Genomic DNA, 17,713 nt, shown 5'->3' with positions numbered 1-17,713 from the left:
TTTACAAGTCGATTATGACCCAGGACGATCTCGCCTTCGACAAGCAGCATATCTGGCACCCTTACACCTCCACGACCCGCCCCCTTCCCGTCTATCCGGTGGCCTCCGCCCACGGCTGCGAGCTGCATCTCGCCAGCGGCGAACAGCTCGTTGACGGGATGTCCTCCTGGTGGGCGGCCATTCACGGGTACAACCACCCGCGCCTGAATGCGGCAATGAAGGCGCAGATTGACCAGATGTCGCACGTGATGTTCGGCGGGATCACCCATCAGCCCGCGGTGGATTTATGCCGTCGCCTGGTGGCGATGACGCCTGACTCGCTGGAGTGCGTGTTCCTGGCGGATTCCGGCTCCGTGGCGGTGGAAGTGGCGATGAAAATGGCGCTGCAGTACTGGCACGCGAAGGGCGAAACGCGCCAGCGGTTCCTCACCTTCCGCAACGGCTATCACGGGGATACCTTCGGGGCGATGTCGGTATGCGATCCGGACAACTCCATGCATAGCCTGTGGAAGGGCTATCTGCCGGAAAACCTGTTTGCCCCGGCCCCCCAGAGCCGCTTCGACGGCGAGTGGAACGAAATGGACATGGTCGGCTTCGCGCGGCTGATGGCGGCGCATCGCCATGAAATCGCCGCCGTGATACTTGAGCCGATTGTGCAGGGTGCGGGCGGGATGCGGATGTACCACCCGGAATGGCTGAAGCGTATTCGCAGGATGTGCGACCGCGAGGGCATTCTGCTGATTGCCGATGAGATCGCCACCGGCTTTGGCCGCACCGGCAAGCTGTTTGCCTGCGAACATGCGGGTATCGCCCCGGATATTCTGTGCCTCGGCAAAGCGCTGACCGGCGGCACCATGACGCTCTCCGCCACGCTCACGACCCGCCAGGTCGCCGACACCATCAGCGACGGCGAAGCGGGCTGCTTTATGCACGGCCCGACGTTTATGGGTAACCCTCTCGCCTGCGCCGTCGCAAGCGAAAGCCTCGCCATTCTGGAGAGCGGCGAGTGGCAGACGCAGGTTGCGGCGATTGAAGCGCAGCTGAAAGCGGAGCTGAAAGCGGAGCTGAGCGCCGCCTCGGGGGCGAATTTCGTGGCGGACGTGCGGGTGCTGGGCGCCATCGGGGTGATTGAAACCACCCATCCGGTGAATATGGCGGCGCTACAGCGCTTCTTCGTGGACCAGGGCGTGTGGGTACGGCCTTTCGGCAAGCTTATCTACCTGATGCCGCCGTACAGCATTACGTCGGAGCAGCTGCGTAAATTAACCGACGCGGTTGTAACAGCCGTTAACATTCCCGCGCATTTCACGATTTAACCCTATGCATTACACTTGCTGAACGAGCGATCAACGAGGGTAAACCGTATGAAAATCATCAGCAAAGATCTGCGCGACGGTGAAAAACTGCCGGAGCGTCACGTTTTCAACGGCATGGGGTATCAGGGAGACAATATCTCCCCACACCTGGCATGGGATGAGGTTCCGGCAGGCACCAAAAGCTTTGTCGTGACCTGCTACGACCCGGATGCGCCTACTGGCTCCGGCTGGTGGCACTGGATTGTGGCGAACCTGCCTGCCGACACGCGCGTCCTGCCGCAGGGTTCCGGTTCAGACCTGGTTGCCCTGCCTGAAGGTGCCATTCAGACGCGCACTGACTTCGGTAAAGCGGGCTACGGCGGCGCGGCGCCGCCAAAAGGGGAAACCCACCGCTATATCTTCACGGTGCACGCGCTGGATGTGGATAAGATTGAGGTCGATGAAGGGGCGAGCGGCGCGATGGTCGGGTTTAACGTGCATTTCCATACGCTGGGCAGCGCGTCGATTACGGCGATGTATTCGTAATAGTGCGGGCTGATGCCCTCACCCCGGCCCTCTCCCACAGGGAGAGGGAGAAAACCTGGCAATTCCCTCTCCCTTTGGGAGAGGGTTAGGGTGAGGGGAAAAATCACAGCACCGAAGGTAACAGCCCCACCAGCCGCCCCTCTTCCAGAAGCTGCATCGCCTTATCAATATCCGGCGCAAAGAAGCGGTCGTCATCGTAATGCGATACATGCTCGCGCAGCGCATGACGCGCCTGCTCCAGCAGCGGACTGGATTTTAGCCCTTCACGCAGATCGATCCCCTGACTTGCCGCCAGCCATTCCACCGCCAGCACGCCGCGGGTGTTGGAGGCCATTTCCCAGAGACGACGCCCGGCAGCCGGTGCCATCGAAACGTGATCTTCCTGGTTTGCAGACGTTGGCAGGCTGTCCACGCTGTGCGGGTGCGACAGGGCTTTGTTCTCGCTTGCCAGCGCTGCGGCCGTCACCTGGGCAATCATAAAGCCCGAGTTGACCCCGCCGTTACGCACCAGGAACGGTGGCAGCTGGGACATATGTTTATCCATCATCAGCGCGATACGGCGCTCGGACAACGCGCCGACTTCGGCAATCGCCAGGGCGATATTATCCGCCGCCATCGCTACCGGCTCGGCGTGGAAGTTACCGCCGGAGACCACCTCGTTTTCCTGAGCGAACACCAGCGGGTTATCGGACACCGCGTTGGCCTCCACCAGCAGCACCTCCGCCGCCTGGCGCAGCTGCGTCAGGCACGCGCCCATCACCTGCGGCTGGCAGCGCAGGGAATACGGATCCTGCACCTTTTCGCAGTTATGGTGTGAATCGGCAATTTCGCTGGTGTCGGTAAGCACGTGACGGTACATCGCGGCGGCATCAATCTGCCCACGCTGACCGCGCACCTCGTGGATGCGGGCATCGAACGGGCGACGCGAGCCCAGCACGGCTTCGGTGGTCAGCGCGCCGCACACCACCGCAGAGGCAAACAGATCTTCCGCTTCAAACAGGCCGCGCAGCGCGAAGGCGGTCGATGCCTGCGTGCCGTTCAGCAGCGCCAGCCCCTCTTTCGCCGCCAGCGTAATGGGCGTTAAGCCGGCTTTTTTCAGCGCCTCTTTCGCAGGCAGCCACTCGCCCTGCCAGCGCGCTTTGCCTTCGCCCAGCAGCAGCAGCGACATGTGCGCCAGCGGGGCAAGATCGCCGGATGCCCCAACAGAGCCTTTTGCCGGGATCCACGGATAGACTTCCGCATTGACCAGCGCCATCAGCGCCTGAATCACGCTCAGGCGAATGCCGGAAAAGCCGCGCGCCAGGCTGTTGATTTTGAGCACCATCATCAGACGGACAATCTCATCGTCAAGCGGCTGGCCGACGCCCGCCGCGTGCGACAGCACCAGCGAACGCTGTAAGTTTTCCAGATCGTGCGTCGCGATGCGGGTCTGTGCCAGCAGCCCAAAGCCGGTGTTAATCCCGTAAGCCGTGCGCCCTTCGGCCACAATGGCTTCCACACAGGCAACGCTGTCATTAATGGCCGCGTGCGCGCTTTCATCAAGCGAAAGGGTGACCGGTTTACGCCAGACGTTACGCAGCTGTTTGAGCGTCAGCGAGCCGGGAGTGAGTGTTAATGCGTTCATTCATGCTTTCCTTGTGTGGCAGGGATCATCGGCAGGTTAAGGCCCTGCTCTTTGGCACAGTCAATGGCAATCTCGTAACCCGCATCCGCGTGACGCATCACGCCGGTTGCCGGGTCGTTGTGCAGCACGCGAGCGATACGCGCGGCGGCTTCATCGGTTCCGTCGCAGACGATGACCATCCCGGAATGCTGGGAGAAGCCCATCCCCACGCCGCCGCCGTGGTGCAGCGATACCCAGGTTGCGCCGCTGGCGGTATTCAGCAGGGCGTTCAGCAGCGGCCAGTCGGAGACCGCATCCGAGCCGTCGCGCATGGCTTCGGTTTCGCGGTTCGGGCTGGCGACGGAGCCGGAGTCCAGGTGGTCGCGGCCAATGACGATCGGCGCGGAAACTTCACCGCTGCGCACCATTTCGTTGAAGGCCAGACCGAGTTTTTGCCGCCACTCCAGCCCTACCCAGCAGATACGCGCCGGCAGCCCCTGGAAGTTAATGCGCTCGCGGGCCATGTCCAGCCAGCGGTGCAGGTGTTCGTCATCGGCGACGATCTCCTTCACTTTGGCGTCGGTTTTGTAGATATCCTCCGGGTCACCGGACAGGGCAACCCAGCGGAACGGACCGATGCCGCGGCAGAACAGCGGGCGGATATAGGCCGGAACGAAGCCCGGGAAGTCGAAGGCGTTATTCACGCCCATCTCTTTCGCCATCTGGCGAATGTTGTTGCCGTAATCAAAGGTCGGAATGCCCATCTTGCTGAAGGCCAGCATCGCGGAGACGTGTTCCGCCATGGAGCGTTTCGCGGCAAGCACCGTGCCTTCCGGATCGGTTTCCGCTTTTTGCTGATAGGCTTCCCACGTCCAGCCTTTTGGCAGGTAACCGTGCAGCGGGTCATGGGCGCTGGTCTGGTCGGTCACGAGATCCGGGCGTACGCCGCGGGCGACGAGCTGCGGGAGAATGTCTGCCGCGTTGCCGCACAGGGCAATCGACACCGCTTTACCTTCAGACGTGTATTTTTTGATGCGCGCCAGCGCATCGTCCAGATCGGTTGCCTGTTCGTCGACGTAACGGGTACGCAGGCGGAAATCAATGCGGCTCTGCTGGCATTCAATGTTCAGCGAGCACGCGCCGGCAAGCGTGGCGGCCAGCGGCTGCGCGCCGCCCATCCCACCGAGACCCGCGGTCAGTACCCAGCGGCCTTTCAGCAAACCGTTATAGTGCTGGCGACCGGCTTCCACGAAGGTTTCGTAGGTGCCCTGCACAATCCCCTGACTGCCGATGTAGATCCAGCTACCCGCGGTCATCTGGCCATACATCGCCAACCCTTTCGCGTCCAGTTCGTTGAAGTGTTCCCAGGTGGCCCAGTGCGGCACGAGGTTAGAGTTGGCGATCAGCACGCGCGGCGCGTTTTTGTGCGTTTTGAACACGCCCACCGGCTTGCCGGACTGCACCAGCAGGGTTTCGTCGTGTTCGAGTTCGGTCAGGGATTTTACAATTGCGTCATAGCATTCCCAGTTGCGCGCGGCGCGGCCTATGCCGCCGTAGACCACCAGCTCGTGGGGGTTCTCCGCTACCTCAGGATCAAGGTTGTTCATCAACATACGCAGCGGGGCTTCGGTAAGCCAGCTTTTGGCGGTGAGAGTGGTGCCGCGCGCGGCGCGGACATCCTGCTGGCGGTATTTACCTGACGACATTGTGTGCTCCTCATACGGGACAGTGATGCATTTAGATATACTTGTATAGACAAGCACACACAAGGTCAGTTTTAACAAAAAAGATACAATTTTGTTATATTGCGTTAGCTATCACGCTTTTAAAACTTATGACATAAAGTGGCCCTGCAGCCGGTAACGGTTCCCCGGGAAAAGCAGTCGGGCATGCGACACGATGTGCGACGAGGACCAGGTCCGACGGCGAATTAGCAGGCACGGATCGTGCTCTTTAATGCGCAGCCGCTCGCACTCCTGCGGCGTGGCGCGCACGGCCTCCACAATGTGCTCCCCTTCCGTCAACGGTGCGACGAGCGAGAGATAGGCGTGCGGGGTGGTCTGGGTGTAATCCTGGTTCAGATAGTCCGGTATCCGTTCAGCGTTCACGCAGCGATCTTCAATCTGCACCGGAATGTCGTTCTCAAAATGCACCATAACCGAGTGGAAGATCCGGCTGCCTTCTTTGACATTCAGCTCTACCGCCTGCTCGGCGCTGGCCTGGGTCTCTTCGAGCACCAGTACCTCACAGCGGTGCTGGTGATTACGCGAGGTTATCTCATCGGCAATACTGCGGATTTCAAACAGGGCGGATTGCCCTTTCGGTTCCGCCACAAATGTCCCCACGCCCTGCAGGCGCACCAGAAGCCCTTCGTCGGTCAACTCGCGCAGCGCCCGGTTGACGGTCATCCGGCTAAAACCAAACTGCGCCACCAGCTCGGCCTCCGAGGGAATGCGATCGTGCGGCCGCCAGACGCCGGTGGCGATTTTTTCGCTGATCGCCTGCTTCACCTTTTCGTAGAAAGGCGCGGGAGAGCTCGACTGCGGCAGAGGTGAGCGTGAAAACATCGTAACTCCTTGAATAGTGTTATGCCCACCAGTGAGCAATTTGCCAGGCCAGACGGGCGGCAAGCTTTGCGCCCTGTCCGTCCCGATCGTACTGCGGGTTAAACTCTACCAGATCGGCGGCCTGTAGCTTACCGCTACGGCAGATTTGTTCGATAACCGGCAGAAGATCCAGTGCCGGTATGCCTAACGCAGCCGGAGCGGAAACGGCAGGCATTTCGCTGGCGGGCAGGACGTCCAGATCGATCGTCAGGTAGATACGGTCAGCCTGCGCCAGCACTTTTTCCAGCGAAGATAGCGCATCGCGCCTGAAATGGAGATCTTCCACCAGCGTGACGTTCAGGCGTTCAGCCTCATCCCACAGCGCCTGCGTGTTCGCCGCCCGGCTCACGCCAAAGCAGGCGTACTGAAATTCCCGCCCGCGCTCATCGCAATAGTGCGCCAGCTGACGAAACGGGGTGCCGGACGTCGCCCGGTCAGCCTTGCGCAGGTCAAGATGCGCATCAAGGTTGATCACCGCCACGCGCTCGTTAGGGAACGCGTCAAGAACGCCCCGACCGTGCGCCCAGGCGGTTTCGTGCCCACCGCCAAAGACCAGCGTACGCATTCCGGACTGCTGACAGGCCGTGACGGCATCGCTTAACGCCTGCTGTGCCGCTTCCAGTTCGTCGCCTTCAACGTAAACCGAGCCCATATCCGCCAGCCGATCGTGTCCCTGATGGCTTGCCATATTCGCCAGCGCCTTTCGAAGCATATCCGGCGCCTGCACGGCGCCGGGCCTGCCCTGATTGCGTTTTACGCCTGCATCACATTCAAAGCCTATCAGCGCGATGCCGGATGAAAGCGGCGTGAACTGCCCCTGCTGCCGTATCGTCTGGAAAATGCGCGTCGCATTGCTGGCCTCGGCGCTGTCGTCGCGCCCCTGCCAGACCGTTTCGGCTACGGGCCGCCATAACCTCATACTGCCTCCCCACGGAAAATACGTTGATACAGCGGATTGCGTCCCGGCTCGTAGACCATCTCAACCGGATGGTGAGCATCCCAGACGATAAAATCGGCGACAAACCCGGCCCGCAGCTGTCCGTGGGTTGCACCACGCCCCAGCGCCTGCGCCGCGTGTCGCGTCACGCCAGCCCAGGCCTCTTCCGGCGTCAGGCCAAACTGGACGCAGGCCATGTTCATCGCCAGGTGCAGGCTGGCAAACGGGCTGGTGCCGGGGTTGTAGTCGGTGGCGACCGCCATCGGGACACCCTGTTTTCTGAGCTGTTCAACCGGCGGACGCTGGCGCTCCTGCAGAAAATAGAACGCCCCCGGCAACAGGACCGCAACCGTGCCGCTTTCCGCCATCGCCTGAACGCCTGCGTCGTCAAGATATTCGATATGATCGGCGGAGAGTCCCTTATACCGGCTGACCAGCGCCGCACCGCCCTGATTCGACAGCTGTTCGACATGTCCTTTCACCGGGATGCCGAGCGCGGTTGCCGCCTGAAAGAGGCGCTCGGTTTGCGACGGGGTAAAGCCGACGTTTTCGCAGAACACGTCTACTGCTTCATATAACTCTTTTTGCCACAGCGCGGGCAATATCTGCTCACAGACCAGCGTGAGATACGCATCTGGATCCTGTCGGTATTCCGACGGAACCGCATGGGCCGCCAGCAGCGTTGGGCTGATATCGATCGGATTATTGAGGCTCAGCTGGCGGGCAACCTGCAGCATCTTCTCTTCGGCCTCGGGGTTTAGACCGTATCCCGACTTGATTTCAACCGTAGTGACGCCTTCATTCATCAGTCGCTGAAGCCGCTGCTGCGCCAGCTTAAGCAGGGTTTCGGGTGAGCTGCTGCGCGTCGCCGTCACGGTCGCGTTAATCCCGCCCCCCTGGGCGCTGATGGTTTGATAAGAGACGCCATTCAGACGCTGCTCCCACTCCGCCGCGCGATCGCCGCCAAACACCAGGTGGGTATGGCAGTCAATCAGGCCAGGCGTGACCAGACGCCCCTGGAGATCGACACAGTGAGGGTGTCCGGCAGGAATGTCAGATTCAGGGATCACGGCCAGAAGGGTGTGGCCGCGCACGACCAGGGCATGTTGCTCTTTCAGTCCATAGGGCGCAGAGACGTCCGGCACCATCGTAGCCAGTCGCGCATTTCGCCATATTACATCGTCGGGATGAATCTGCTGCATGGGCATTCCACTTGTCATAGGTTGTATAGACATTTATTTTCATCTGTTGCCTGCTGTCAACCGACTTTGTGGAAAATGTTATTTATTTGTGATCACTTACCTGCGGCTTCGGGGCTAAAAATGCAACTTTTACCCTTTTTATCTTCCCGTTTCGCTCAACTTAGTATAAAAAAGCAGGCTATTTCGTCTATCCCGTAAAGACTTGCATACCCAGGAGCTTCACCTTGAACATTTCCAGGATTTCCCGTCTGGCGTTAGCACTCGCCTTTGGCGTGACCTTATCCGCATGCAGTTCAACCCCACCGGATCAGCGACCTTCTGAGCAGGTTGCGCCCGGTACCGCCTCCCGCCCGATTTTGTCCGCTGATGAAGCGAAGAACTTCGATCGTGCGCACTACTTCTCAGCGATGGATCCTAACGCTGCACCGTGGACACCGTCGTCTATTAACCTGCCTAAACAGCCTGACTTCGTGGTAGGCCCGGCGGGTGCGCAGGGCGTAACGCATACCTCTATTCAGGCTGCGGTTGATGCTGCCATCACTAAACACAGCGCGTCTCGCCAGTACATCGCGATCCTGCCAGGTGAATATGAAGGCACCGTGTATGTTCCGGCCGCACCAGGCAGCATTACGCTTTACGGTCTGGGCGAAAAAGCTATCGACGTAAAAATTGGCCTGGCGATTGATTCCGAAATCGACAGCAACACCTGGCGTCACCTGGTGAACCCGGCCGGTAAATATATGCCGGGTAAACCGGCGTGGTACATGTTTGATAACTGCCAGAGTAAGCGTTCCGCCACCATTGGCGTGATGTGCTCAGCGGTGTTCTGGTCTCAGAATAACGGTCTGCAGCTGCAGAACCTGACCATCCAGAATACCCTGGGCGACAGCGTTGATGCCGGTAACCACCAGGCCGTTGCGCTGCGTAGCGATGGTGACCAGGTGCAGATTAACAACGTCAACATTCTGGGCCGTCAGAACACCTTCTTCGTGACCAACAGCGGCGTGCAGAACGCCCTGCAGAATAACCGCCTGACCCGTACCCTGGTGACCAACAGCTACGTTGAAGGTGACGTGGATCTGGTGTCCGGTCGCGGCGCGGTGGTGTTTGATAACACCGATTTCCGCGTGGTGAACTCACGTACTCAGCAGGAAGGTTACGTGTTTGCTCCGGCAACCCAGTCTAACCTCTTCTACGGCTTCCTGGCCGTGAACAGCCGCTTTAATGCTGCCGGTGACGGCGTGGCGCAGCTGGGACGTTCCCTGGACGTGGACTCTGCCACTAACGGCCAGGTCGTGATCCGCGACAGCGTGATCAACGAAGGCTTCAACATGGCGAAGCCGTGGGCTGATGCAGCAATCTCCAAACGTCCGTTCTCCGGCAATACCGGTGCGATGGATGATAAAGGGAACGTGCAGCGCAACCTGAACGACGCTAACTTCAACCGCATGTGGGAATACAACAACCGCGGTCTGGGTAGCAAAGTGGTTGCTGAGCCGAAGCAGTAATAAGATGAGAGTAAAAGGGGGAGTTTAATCCCCCTTTTTACTGCGACTGAATGCGTCAGGCTCCAAACTTAAGATACGCATCCAATAGTTGCATAATCGCAACCATGAGTTGCAGGAACAGAATTGCCCATTCCACACCGCTCATACGCCACTCCTTTGGTATAGAGCACTTCTCCCCTGATTTACCTTTCCGCGGCCTGTCACCAGAGGTGTGTTGGTTATGTTTTGATGTGCTCCGCAGTTTAGGCACTGTCGGCACCACCCGACAGCCAGGACTGAATACGGATCCTGAATTGCGGAACTGCAACACATCAAGCCAACGGACAGAATGATATCAAATCACTACTGTACATAAAAACAGATAAGGTCAGTTTAGGAATTTATAAAGAAAACGCCTCTAAACAACTGATTATTTTAAAAATAACAACCGATAATCATTCTGTGTTCTTTGTCCTTCGTTGACGATGCGTTTACTTCACCTTGAGTCGACATTATGATGACCATGTTGGTTACGTTTTGATGTGCTCACCCGGCAACCACCGGGCATAAAAAAACCTCGCGTTCGCGAGGTTTTTTGTTTTAAGCCGCTTAGTGAGCGTTAACCACGACCCACATTGGCCCCTGTCCGACGGCGTAACGTCCTTTCTCTTCCAGCAGACCCTGCTCGCCTTTAATTTCATACAGCGCGATGTGGTGGGATTTCTGCCCCGCTGCAATCAGGTATTTACCGCTGTGATCGATATTAAAGCCGCGCGGCTGGGTTTCCGTTGGCTGGAAGCCTTCAACCGCCAGCACGCTGCCGTCTTCAGAAACGCTAAACACGGTAATCAGGCTGGAGGTACGGTCACAGGCGTACAGATGGCGGCCATCTGGCGTAATGTGGATATCCGCCGCCCAGCGGGTGTCGGAGAAGTCAGGCGGCATCATGTCCAGCGTCTGCACGCACTCAATCTGGCCGTTAGGATCTTTCAGCTCCCAGACGTCCACTGAGCTGTTCAGTTCATTAACCACGTAGGCGTATTGCTGGTTCGGATGGAAGACCATATGGCGCGGACCCGCGCCTTCAACGGTAGTCACTTCGGCAGGATTCTGCGCCACCAGGTGACCATCGTCGCTCAGGGTGAACAGGCAGATACGATCCTGCTTCAGCGCAGGCACCCACAGCGTGCGGTTATCCGGCGTGATATTCGCCGAGTGGCAGCCTTCAAGCCCTTCCACCACATCCACGGTTTCGACCGGAATGCCATTTTCCAGACGCGTTACGCTGACGCAGCCCGCGTTATAAGAGCCGCTGAAGACAAAATTGCCTTTACGATCGGTAGAGATATGGGTTGGGCTGCCCGGCAGCGGGGCTTCGGCAGTGTACGTCAGCGCGCCATCGTCCGGAGAAATGCGATAGGCCAGCACGCGGAACTCCGGGCGCACACCCACGTACAAGAAACGTTTATCCGGGCTGATGACCATCGGTTGCACCTGGCCTGGCACATCAACAACCTGCACCAGCGTGAGTGTCCCTTCGGTATTTAAACGCCAGACGTGGATCTGCTGGCTTTCAGGACTGGCGGTATAAACGGTTTGTTTCATGAATATTCACTCCTCACTGCGCATGAAAGTAGTTAACTTTTGACGGTGAATGCTGAATTGTCGACAGGAGTTTTGAAGCATTCGCCTCTCGGTGTACCATCCCATCAAAACGTAAATTCAATATTAACCCGGGAAAACAGATGACCTCGCGTGTGATTGCTCTGGATTTAGACGGTACCTTACTGACGCCGCAAAAAACCCTTCTTCCCTCTTCTCTGGAAGCGCTTAAACGCGCACAGGAAGCGGGATATCAACTCCTTATCGTAACGGGTCGACATCACGTTGCCATTCACCCTTTTTATCAGGCACTGGCGTTAGATACACCTGCAATTTGTTGTAATGGCACCTATTTGTATGATTATCAGGCAAAAAAGGTTTTAGCATCCGACCCGCTGCCGGTTCCCCAGGCGCTGCAACTGATTGATCTGCTGGATGAGCATGCCGTTCACGGTCTGATGTACGTAGATAATGCGATGGTGTATGAGCGCCCTACCGGCCATGTGGTGCGCACCAGCAACTGGGCGTTGTCCCTGCCTGAAGCGCAGCGTCCGGTCTTTACCCAGGTTTCCTCCCTGCGTCAGGCGGCCCAGGACGTTGAGGCTATCTGGAAATTCGCCCTGACGGATGAAGACACCACCAAACTGAATGCCTTCGCAAAACACGTGGAACAGACGCTGGGTCTGGAGTGCGAATGGTCCTGGCACGATCAGGTGGATATTGCCCGCAAAGGCAACAGCAAAGGCAAACGGCTGACGCAGTACGTGGAATCGCAGGGCGGGTCAATGCAGGACGTGATCGCCTTCGGTGACAACTACAACGACATCAGCATGCTGGAAGCCGCCGGTACCGGCGTGGCGATGGGCAATGCCGACGACGCGGTCAAAGCGCGTGCTAACGTGGTGATCGGCGACAACACCACCGACAGCATCGCGCAGTACATTTATACCCACCTGCTGTAATCAGGCGGTGATCGAGACACTCTTGATTTGCGCGTAAAGCCACAGGCCGGGTTTGATCCCTAACTCATCCCTGGCCCACGGGCTGATGCGCGCCCAGAGCGTTCTGCTTCCCACTTCAAGCTTCACTTCCACCTGCCCGTTATCATCAAAACACTCCGCGACTTTGGCGCGCAGAATATTTCGAATACTGGTTTGCAGCGGCGGTTGCAGCACCAGCGAGACGTCCGACGCCTGAATGCGAATTCGCAGTACGGACTGTAACGGTTTATCAATCTTATTGACCCAAAGATGCTGGTCACCCAGCGCCAGGGCGGTCATCGCATAGTGCGGGTGGTGTTCCAACACGCTCACTTTCAGGATGCTGCTCTGCTGTTCCCGGGGTAACCACGGGTGCATTACGCTGCTGCCCCACACCTCTTCCAGGTTGCCGAAGGCCTTGACGCGACCCTCTTCCAGCACCAGCACCTTATCGGCCAGGTGGAGGATCTCATCCAGCGAATGGCTGACGTAGAGCATCGGAATATTAATCTCGCGCGTCAGCCGCTGTAGATAAGGCAGAAGTTCGCGTTTACGCGGAATATCCAGCGAGGCCAGCGGTTCGTCGAGCAGCAGCAGTTCGGGTGCGGTCAGCAACGCGCGGCCAATCGCCACGCGCTGTTTTTCTCCGCCGGAAAGCGAGGAAGGCAGCCTGTCGAGCAGAGGTTCAATACCTAAAAGCATCACCAGCTTATCAAACTGCCCGGCCATGCTCTTCGCCATGCCGTAACGCAGGTTGCCGCGCACGCTGTAGTGCGGGAATAAGCGCGCGTCCTGGAAAACATAGCCGATGCGGCGCTTATCCGGCGAGAGATAAACCTTATTCTCCACGTCATTCAGGACGCGGTCATTCAGGACAATACGGCCTGACTGCGGGCGGGTCAGACCGCTGATGGCATTAATCAGCGACGTTTTTCCCGCCCCCGACACGCCAAAGATGGCGGTGATGCCGCTTGCCGGCAGCGTCTCGTTAAGCGTCAGGGTATGGTTTCCCAGCGTCTGGGTGAAATGGAGTTCCAGCATGCTTATTTCCCCATTCGCTCGCGGCTGAGGCGCGCCAGCCATTCAGACACCATTAGCGATGCCAGCGCCAGCACAATTGAAATAATACACAGCCGCGCCGCCGCGCCTTCACCGCCCGGCGTTTGAATCAGGGTATACATCGCCGACGGGATGGTTCGCGTCTCGCCGGGGATGTTCGACACAAACGTGATGGTCGCGCCAAACTCGCCCAGCGAACGGGCGAAGGCCAGCACCGTGCCAACAATAATGCCGGGTAACGTCAGGGGTAGCGTGATGGTGAAAAAGACGCGCCAGCGGCCTGCCCCCAGCGTGCGGGCCGCCTGTTCGAGCTTCATGTCCACGCCTTCCAGCGCGAGGCGTATCGCCCTCACCATCAGCGGAAATGACATTACCGCCGCCGCCAGTACCGCACCGCGCCAGCTAAACGCAAACGTCAGCCCAAACCAGTCGTAGAGCTTCTCGCCGATAAAACCGCGCCGCCCCATCGAAATCAGCAGCAGGTAACCGACCACCACGGGCGGCAACACGAGCGGAAGATGAAGCACGCTGTCGAGCAGCGTTTTGCCGGGAAACTGACAGCGAACCAGTAACCAGGCAAAGAAGATCCCAAAGGGCAAACTCAGCGCAACCGCCAGGGAAGAGACTTTAAGGCTCAGCAGAACAGCCTGCCATTCAGGATCGGTCAATATCATCAGTGAGTCGTAAATCCGTAACGTTTAAAGATTGCGGACGCTTCCGGCCCCTTCAGGTAATCGCGGAAGGCCGTCACGGTCGCATTTTTATGTCCATCAACAATCGCAACAGGATATTCCACTTTCTTGTGGGAGTCTTCCGGGAACGTTGCGACCACTTTTACACCTTTACTGGCAACGGCATCAGAGCCATACACAATGCCCAGCGGGGCTTCGTTGCGTTCCACCAGCGCCAGCGCGCCGCGGACATCTTCCGCCGGAGCCAGCTTCGGCGACAATGTCTCCCACGCGCCCAGCTTTTGCAGCGCTTCTTTGGCATAAATACCGGCCGGAACGTGCTCCGGATCGCCCACCGCCAGACGGCCACCGTTCAGCAGGCTCGTCCAGTTGGTCTCTTTGTTGATGGTAATATCCGCCTGGGCGCTGGCTTTTGGCGCCACGACAACCAGGCTATTCCCCAGCAGCGTTTCGCGGGTTGCCGCATCAATCGCTTTCTTCTCCACCGCGTAATCCATCCACTTCTGATCGGCAGAGATGAACAGATCCGCCGGTGCGCCCGCTTCTATCTGGCGCGCCAGCGTCGAGGAAGAGGCAAAAGAGGAGACCACCTCGACGTTTTTCTCTTTTTTATACGTCGCCGCGATATCCTGCAGCGCGTTGGTCAGCGACGCCGCCGCAAAGACCGTGATTTTACCGTCGTCCGCCAGCGCGTGGCCGGTAAGTGAAAGCGTCAGCGTTGCCCCTGCGAAAAGGCGTACCCAGGTACGTGCCATTTTTAACTCCTGTGAGTAGCGTTATATACATATTAATATAACGGTAACGTCAGGGAGATCCCAGCGTTAAATCGTACCGCTGAAGAGGTAAACCGGTGTGATACGTTAAATATTATCGGCGAAAACGGGAAAATCTTGAGAGCAAAACGCCCGGACAAGCCGGGCGTTTTGTGGGGAATCAATGCTGCTTTTTAGCCTGGTCTCTGTGACCAATGTTCGAAAAGACGTTGAACACTTCACCCAGGCCGTAGATGGCACCGAGGATGATGGCCATCACTACTGGTACCATGATCACGGCGAATACCAGACTTTTCAACAACTCTAACATGGTTTTCTCCAGATATTGTGAATAGCTTATTCTACCCTTTCAAGTGAGAAAAACATCCCCTTTTGTGCGGTACCCTTTGCGCCCTGCACCATTTAGGTCACAATACTCTTTTTGCCAGGACACTGTTATGCAGGCCGAAATTCTTCTCACACTCCGACTTCAGCAAAAGCTTTTCGCCGATCCGCGACGTATCGCCCTGCTTAAACAAATAGAACAAACAGGCTCGATTAGCCAGGGGGCGAAAAACGCGGGCATCAGCTATAAAAGCGCCTGGGACGCCATCAATGAGATGAACACCCTGAGCGAACAGCCGCTGGTAGACAGAGCCACGGGCGGCAAAGGCGGCGGCGGTGCAATCGTGACGCGTTACGGCCAGCGCCTTATTCAGCTTTACGATCTGCTGGCCCGGATCCAGCAAAAAGCGTTTGATGTGTTGAGCGACGACGACGACGTTCCGCTGGACAGTTTGCTGGCCGCCATTTCCCGCTTCTCGTTACAAACCAGCGCCCGTAACCAGTGGTTTGGCACGGTGACGGCGCGCGATAATCTCCAGGTACAGCAGCATATTGAAATCCTGCTTGCCGATGGGACTACCCGTCTGAAAGCCGCCATAACGGCGCAGAGTGCAGAGCGCCTTGAGCTGGACGAAGGGAAAGAGGTGCTGGTGCTGCTGAAAGCACCGTGGGTCAATATCACGCGCGATCCCGACACCGCAAAGGCAGCAGATAACCAGCTGCAGGGCGCAATTAGCCATATCGAACGCGGCCAGGCGCAGTGCGAAGTGCTGATGACCCTGGCAGACGGGCAACGACTTTGCGCGACAATACCGCTTAACGAGGCGGACGGTTTAGAAGAAGGTACTGTCGTCACCGCCTGGTTCAATGCAGATCGGGTGATTATCGCCACATTGTGCTGAGCACATTGACAATCGCGCCGACAGTGCGTATCCCTGATATCTATTGCTGCAAAAACAGGGATAAATCATGTCATCATTGCATATTTCGCAAGGCACGTTTCGTCTTAGCGATACCCGAACGCTGACGATTGCTGATTTGACGATACGCGCGGGTGAAAGCTGGGCGTTTGTCGGCACTAACGGCAGCGGTAAATCTGCGCTGGCCCGCGCGCTGGCCGGCGAGCTCAACCTCCTCAAGGGCGAATACCAGAGCACCTTTACGCGCCTGACGCGCCTGTCGTTTGAACAACTGCAAAAGCTGGTCAGCGACGAGTGGCAGCGCAACAACACCGATTTACTCAGCCCTGGCGAAGACGATACCGGCCGTACGACGGCAGAAATTATTCAGGATGAGGTGAAAGACCCCGCCCGCTGTCAGCGCCTGGCAGAACGGTTCGGTATCACCGCCCTGCTGAACCGGCGCTTTAAATACCTTTCGACCGGCGAGACGCGGAAAACGCTGCTTTGTCAGGCGCTGATGAGCGAGCCTGACCTTCTTATTCTGGACGAACCCTTCGACGGTCTTGACGTGCAGTCCCGTGCGCAGCTGGCGTCCCTGCTGGCATCGCTTAATCAGCAGGGATATACCCTGGTGCTGGTACTTAACCGCTTCGATGAAATTCCGGATTTTATCCAACACGCGGGCGTACTGGCCGACTGTAACCTGACCGAGACCGGCGAAAAAACCGCGCTGCTTAAGCAGGCGCTGATTGCCCAGCTCGCGCACAGCGAACAGCTTGATGGTATTACCCTTCCGGAACCCGACGCCCCGTCGGCCCGCCATGCGCTTGACCCCCACCAGCCGCGCATCGTGCTGCGGGATGGGATGGTCTCTTATGACGATCGCCCGATCCTTAACCGCCTCAGCTGGACGGTCAATCCAGGCGAGCACTGGCAGATTGTCGGCCCTAACGGCGCGGGAAAATCAACGCTGCTTAGCCTGATCACCGGCGATCACCCGCAGGGCTATAGCAACGATCTGACGCTGTTCGGTCGGCGTCGCGGCAGCGGCGAAACCATCTGGGATATTAAAAAACATATCGGCTATGTCAGCAGCAGCCTGCATCTGGATTACCGGGTCAGTACCACGGTACGCAACGTGATCCTCTCCGGCTATTTTGATTCCATCGGTATTTATCAGGCGGTGTCGGACAAACAGCACAAGCTGGCCCAGCAGTGGCTGGATATCCTGGGCATGGACAACCGGGTCGCTGACGCACCGTTTCATAGTCTGTCGTGGGGGCAGCAGCGTCTGGCCCTGATCGTTCGCGCGCTGGTAAAACACCCTACGCTGCTGATCCTCGACGAACCGCTGCAGGGACTCGATCCGCTGAACCGACAGCTTATCCGCCGCTTTGTGGACGTGCTGATTAGCGAAGGTGAAACGCAGCTGCTTTTCGTTTCACACCATGCCGAAGATGCCCCCTCCTGCATCACCCATCGGCTGGAGTTTGTTCCGGACGGTGAGCAGTATCGTTATCTGCAAAGCAAAATCGATTAACCCCCGGAGGGCACCGCCCTCCGTTTTTCAGATAACCTGCACTAAGACATTGCTATCCCGTTGATCTACAATGCCCCACAGCGGCTGATAATCGGACTTTAAAAACAGTGTAAACGATTCCACTATTTTATCCCATGTCACACTTTTCGCGTCTCTGTTATGCTA

General features: G+C 57.9%; 17 protein-coding genes. 6 read left to right on the top strand and 11 right to left on the bottom strand.

Going from position 1 to position 17,713, the window contains the following annotated elements:
• Positions 1–14 precede the first annotated feature (14 nt).
• Both bioA and OTG14_RS02365 read left to right on the top strand, forming a co-directional pair.
• Positions 15–1,316 carry an adenosylmethionine--8-amino-7-oxononanoate transaminase gene (gene bioA, locus OTG14_RS02370; RefSeq protein WP_425340233.1) on the top strand — a complete coding sequence of 434 codons (1,302 nt, stop codon included), beginning with the start codon at positions 15–17 and terminating at the stop codon, positions 1,314–1,316.
• Between the two features lie 48 nt (positions 1,317–1,364).
• Complete coding sequence (locus tag OTG14_RS02365; protein ID WP_059310929.1) at positions 1,365–1,841, top strand: kinase inhibitor; 477 nt, start codon at positions 1,365–1,367, stop codon at positions 1,839–1,841.
• Between the two features lie 103 nt (positions 1,842–1,944).
• Here the strand turns inward: OTG14_RS02365 and hutH are convergent, their stop codons facing one another.
• The 5 genes from hutH to hutI form a co-directional block, all read right to left on the bottom strand.
• Entirely contained in the window at positions 1,945–3,465 is a 1,521-nt protein-coding gene (gene hutH / locus OTG14_RS02360; protein WP_061715729.1) for a histidine ammonia-lyase, read from the bottom strand.
• The gene (gene hutU / locus OTG14_RS02355; RefSeq protein ID WP_267214519.1) at positions 3,462–5,150 is read right to left on the bottom strand and encodes a urocanate hydratase; all 1,689 of its coding nucleotides are present in this window, start codon (positions 5,148–5,150) and stop codon (positions 3,462–3,464) included. The genes hutH and hutU overlap by 4 nt, the downstream gene beginning before the upstream one ends.
• 126 nt (positions 5,151–5,276) lie before the next feature.
• On the bottom strand, positions 5,277–6,011 hold the full coding sequence (locus OTG14_RS02350) for a histidine utilization repressor (RefSeq protein WP_048992100.1): 735 nt from the start codon (positions 6,009–6,011) through the stop codon (positions 5,277–5,279).
• Positions 6,012–6,030: 19 nt separating this feature from the next.
• Positions 6,031–6,969 (bottom strand): formimidoylglutamase, encoded by a 939-nt coding sequence (gene hutG / locus OTG14_RS02345; protein ID WP_267214518.1) that lies wholly within the window; start codon positions 6,967–6,969, stop codon positions 6,031–6,033.
• The gene (hutI, locus tag OTG14_RS02340) at positions 6,966–8,189 is read right to left on the bottom strand and encodes an imidazolonepropionase (RefSeq protein ID WP_248163615.1); all 1,224 of its coding nucleotides are present in this window, start codon (positions 8,187–8,189) and stop codon (positions 6,966–6,968) included. The genes hutG and hutI overlap by 4 nt, the downstream gene beginning before the upstream one ends.
• Positions 8,190–8,413: 224 nt before the next feature.
• Here hutI and OTG14_RS02335 point away from each other — a divergent pair, with 224 nt between their 5' ends.
• Entirely contained in the window at positions 8,414–9,697 is a 1,284-nt protein-coding gene (locus tag OTG14_RS02335) for a putative acyl-CoA thioester hydrolase (protein ID WP_024908776.1), read from the top strand.
• 55 nt (positions 9,698–9,752) lie between these two features.
• Here OTG14_RS02335 and tisB read toward each other — a convergent pair whose 3' ends face one another.
• Complete coding sequence (gene tisB / locus OTG14_RS02330) at positions 9,753–9,842, bottom strand: type I toxin-antitoxin system toxin TisB (protein ID WP_023332440.1); 90 nt, start codon at positions 9,840–9,842, stop codon at positions 9,753–9,755.
• A 443-nt stretch (positions 9,843–10,285) separates the two neighbouring features.
• Positions 10,286–11,281 carry a 6-phosphogluconolactonase gene (pgl, locus tag OTG14_RS02325; RefSeq protein ID WP_048992106.1) on the bottom strand — a complete coding sequence of 332 codons (996 nt, stop codon included), beginning with the start codon at positions 11,279–11,281 and terminating at the stop codon, positions 10,286–10,288.
• Between the two features lie 140 nt (positions 11,282–11,421).
• Here pgl and OTG14_RS02320 point away from each other — a divergent pair, with 140 nt between their 5' ends.
• A complete protein-coding gene (locus tag OTG14_RS02320) occupies positions 11,422–12,240 on the top strand; it encodes a pyridoxal phosphatase (RefSeq protein WP_048992107.1) in 819 nt (272 codons plus the stop codon).
• Here the strand turns inward: OTG14_RS02320 and modC are convergent, their stop codons facing one another.
• From modC to OTG14_RS02300, 4 genes are all read right to left on the bottom strand, one after another.
• A complete protein-coding gene (modC, locus tag OTG14_RS02315) occupies positions 12,241–13,299 on the bottom strand; it encodes a molybdenum ABC transporter ATP-binding protein ModC (RefSeq protein WP_267214517.1) in 1,059 nt (352 codons plus the stop codon). It abuts the gene before it with no gap.
• 2 nt (positions 13,300–13,301) lie between these two features.
• Entirely contained in the window at positions 13,302–13,991 is a 690-nt protein-coding gene (modB, locus tag OTG14_RS02310; RefSeq protein ID WP_032641645.1) for a molybdate ABC transporter permease subunit, read from the bottom strand.
• Positions 13,991–14,764: a molybdate ABC transporter substrate-binding protein gene (gene modA / locus OTG14_RS02305; RefSeq protein WP_048992111.1), complete on the bottom strand. Its 774-nt coding sequence runs from the start codon at positions 14,762–14,764 to the stop codon at positions 13,991–13,993. Before modA ends, modB begins: the two co-directional genes overlap by 1 nt.
• 178 nt (positions 14,765–14,942) lie before the next feature.
• Positions 14,943–15,092 carry an AcrZ family multidrug efflux pump-associated protein gene (locus OTG14_RS02300; protein WP_008501118.1) on the bottom strand — a complete coding sequence of 50 codons (150 nt, stop codon included), beginning with the start codon at positions 15,090–15,092 and terminating at the stop codon, positions 14,943–14,945.
• Positions 15,093–15,219: 127 nt separating this feature from the next.
• Here OTG14_RS02300 and modE point away from each other — a divergent pair, with 127 nt between their 5' ends.
• Both modE and modF read left to right on the top strand, forming a co-directional pair.
• Positions 15,220–16,008 carry a molybdenum-dependent transcriptional regulator gene (gene modE / locus OTG14_RS02295; RefSeq protein WP_248273166.1) on the top strand — a complete coding sequence of 263 codons (789 nt, stop codon included), beginning with the start codon at positions 15,220–15,222 and terminating at the stop codon, positions 16,006–16,008.
• Positions 16,009–16,075: 67 nt separating this feature from the next.
• Complete coding sequence (gene modF, locus OTG14_RS02290) at positions 16,076–17,548, top strand: molybdate ABC transporter ATP-binding protein ModF (RefSeq protein WP_048992113.1); 1,473 nt, start codon at positions 16,076–16,078, stop codon at positions 17,546–17,548.
• Positions 17,549–17,713: the final 165 nt, after the last annotated feature.

Origin of the sequence: Enterobacter pseudoroggenkampii (assembly GCF_026420145.1) — a bacterium.
Taxonomy (GTDB): Bacteria; Pseudomonadota; Gammaproteobacteria; order Enterobacterales; family Enterobacteriaceae; genus Enterobacter; species Enterobacter pseudoroggenkampii.
The sequence above is the reverse complement of the archived record's forward strand: the minus strand, read 5'-3'. Positions and strand labels throughout refer to the sequence as shown.

What these genes read in the sequence shown, in the direction of transcription:
- bioA (WP_425340233.1), top strand. Translation starts at nt 15, where the DNA reads ATGACCCAGGACGATCTCGCCTTCGACAAGCAGCATATCTGGCACCCT.
- OTG14_RS02365 (WP_059310929.1), top strand. Translation starts at nt 1,365, where the DNA reads ATGAAAATCATCAGCAAAGATCTGCGCGACGGTGAAAAACTGCCGGAG.
- hutH (WP_061715729.1), bottom strand. Translation starts at nt 3,465, where the DNA reads ATGAACGCATTAACACTCACTCCCGGCTCGCTGACGCTCAAACAGCTG.
- hutU (WP_267214519.1), bottom strand. Translation starts at nt 5,150, where the DNA reads ATGTCGTCAGGTAAATACCGCCAGCAGGATGTCCGCGCCGCGCGCGGC.
- OTG14_RS02350 (WP_048992100.1), bottom strand. Translation starts at nt 6,011, where the DNA reads ATGTTTTCACGCTCACCTCTGCCGCAGTCGAGCTCTCCCGCGCCTTTC.
- hutG (WP_267214518.1), bottom strand. Translation starts at nt 6,969, where the DNA reads ATGAGGTTATGGCGGCCCGTAGCCGAAACGGTCTGGCAGGGGCGCGAC.
- hutI (WP_248163615.1), bottom strand. Translation starts at nt 8,189, where the DNA reads ATGCAGCAGATTCATCCCGACGATGTAATATGGCGAAATGCGCGACTG.
- tisB (WP_023332440.1), bottom strand. Translation starts at nt 9,842, where the DNA reads ATGAGCGGTGTGGAATGGGCAATTCTGTTCCTGCAACTCATGGTTGCG.
- pgl (WP_048992106.1), bottom strand. Translation starts at nt 11,281, where the DNA reads ATGAAACAAACCGTTTATACCGCCAGTCCTGAAAGCCAGCAGATCCAC.
- OTG14_RS02320 (WP_048992107.1), top strand. Translation starts at nt 11,422, where the DNA reads ATGACCTCGCGTGTGATTGCTCTGGATTTAGACGGTACCTTACTGACG.
- modC (WP_267214517.1), bottom strand. Translation starts at nt 13,299, where the DNA reads ATGCTGGAACTCCATTTCACCCAGACGCTGGGAAACCATACCCTGACG.
- modB (WP_032641645.1), bottom strand. Translation starts at nt 13,991, where the DNA reads ATGATATTGACCGATCCTGAATGGCAGGCTGTTCTGCTGAGCCTTAAA.
- modA (WP_048992111.1), bottom strand. Translation starts at nt 14,764, where the DNA reads ATGGCACGTACCTGGGTACGCCTTTTCGCAGGGGCAACGCTGACGCTT.
- OTG14_RS02300 (WP_008501118.1), bottom strand. Translation starts at nt 15,092, where the DNA reads ATGTTAGAGTTGTTGAAAAGTCTGGTATTCGCCGTGATCATGGTACCA.
- modE (WP_248273166.1), top strand. Translation starts at nt 15,220, where the DNA reads ATGCAGGCCGAAATTCTTCTCACACTCCGACTTCAGCAAAAGCTTTTC.
- modF (WP_048992113.1), top strand. Translation starts at nt 16,076, where the DNA reads ATGTCATCATTGCATATTTCGCAAGGCACGTTTCGTCTTAGCGATACC.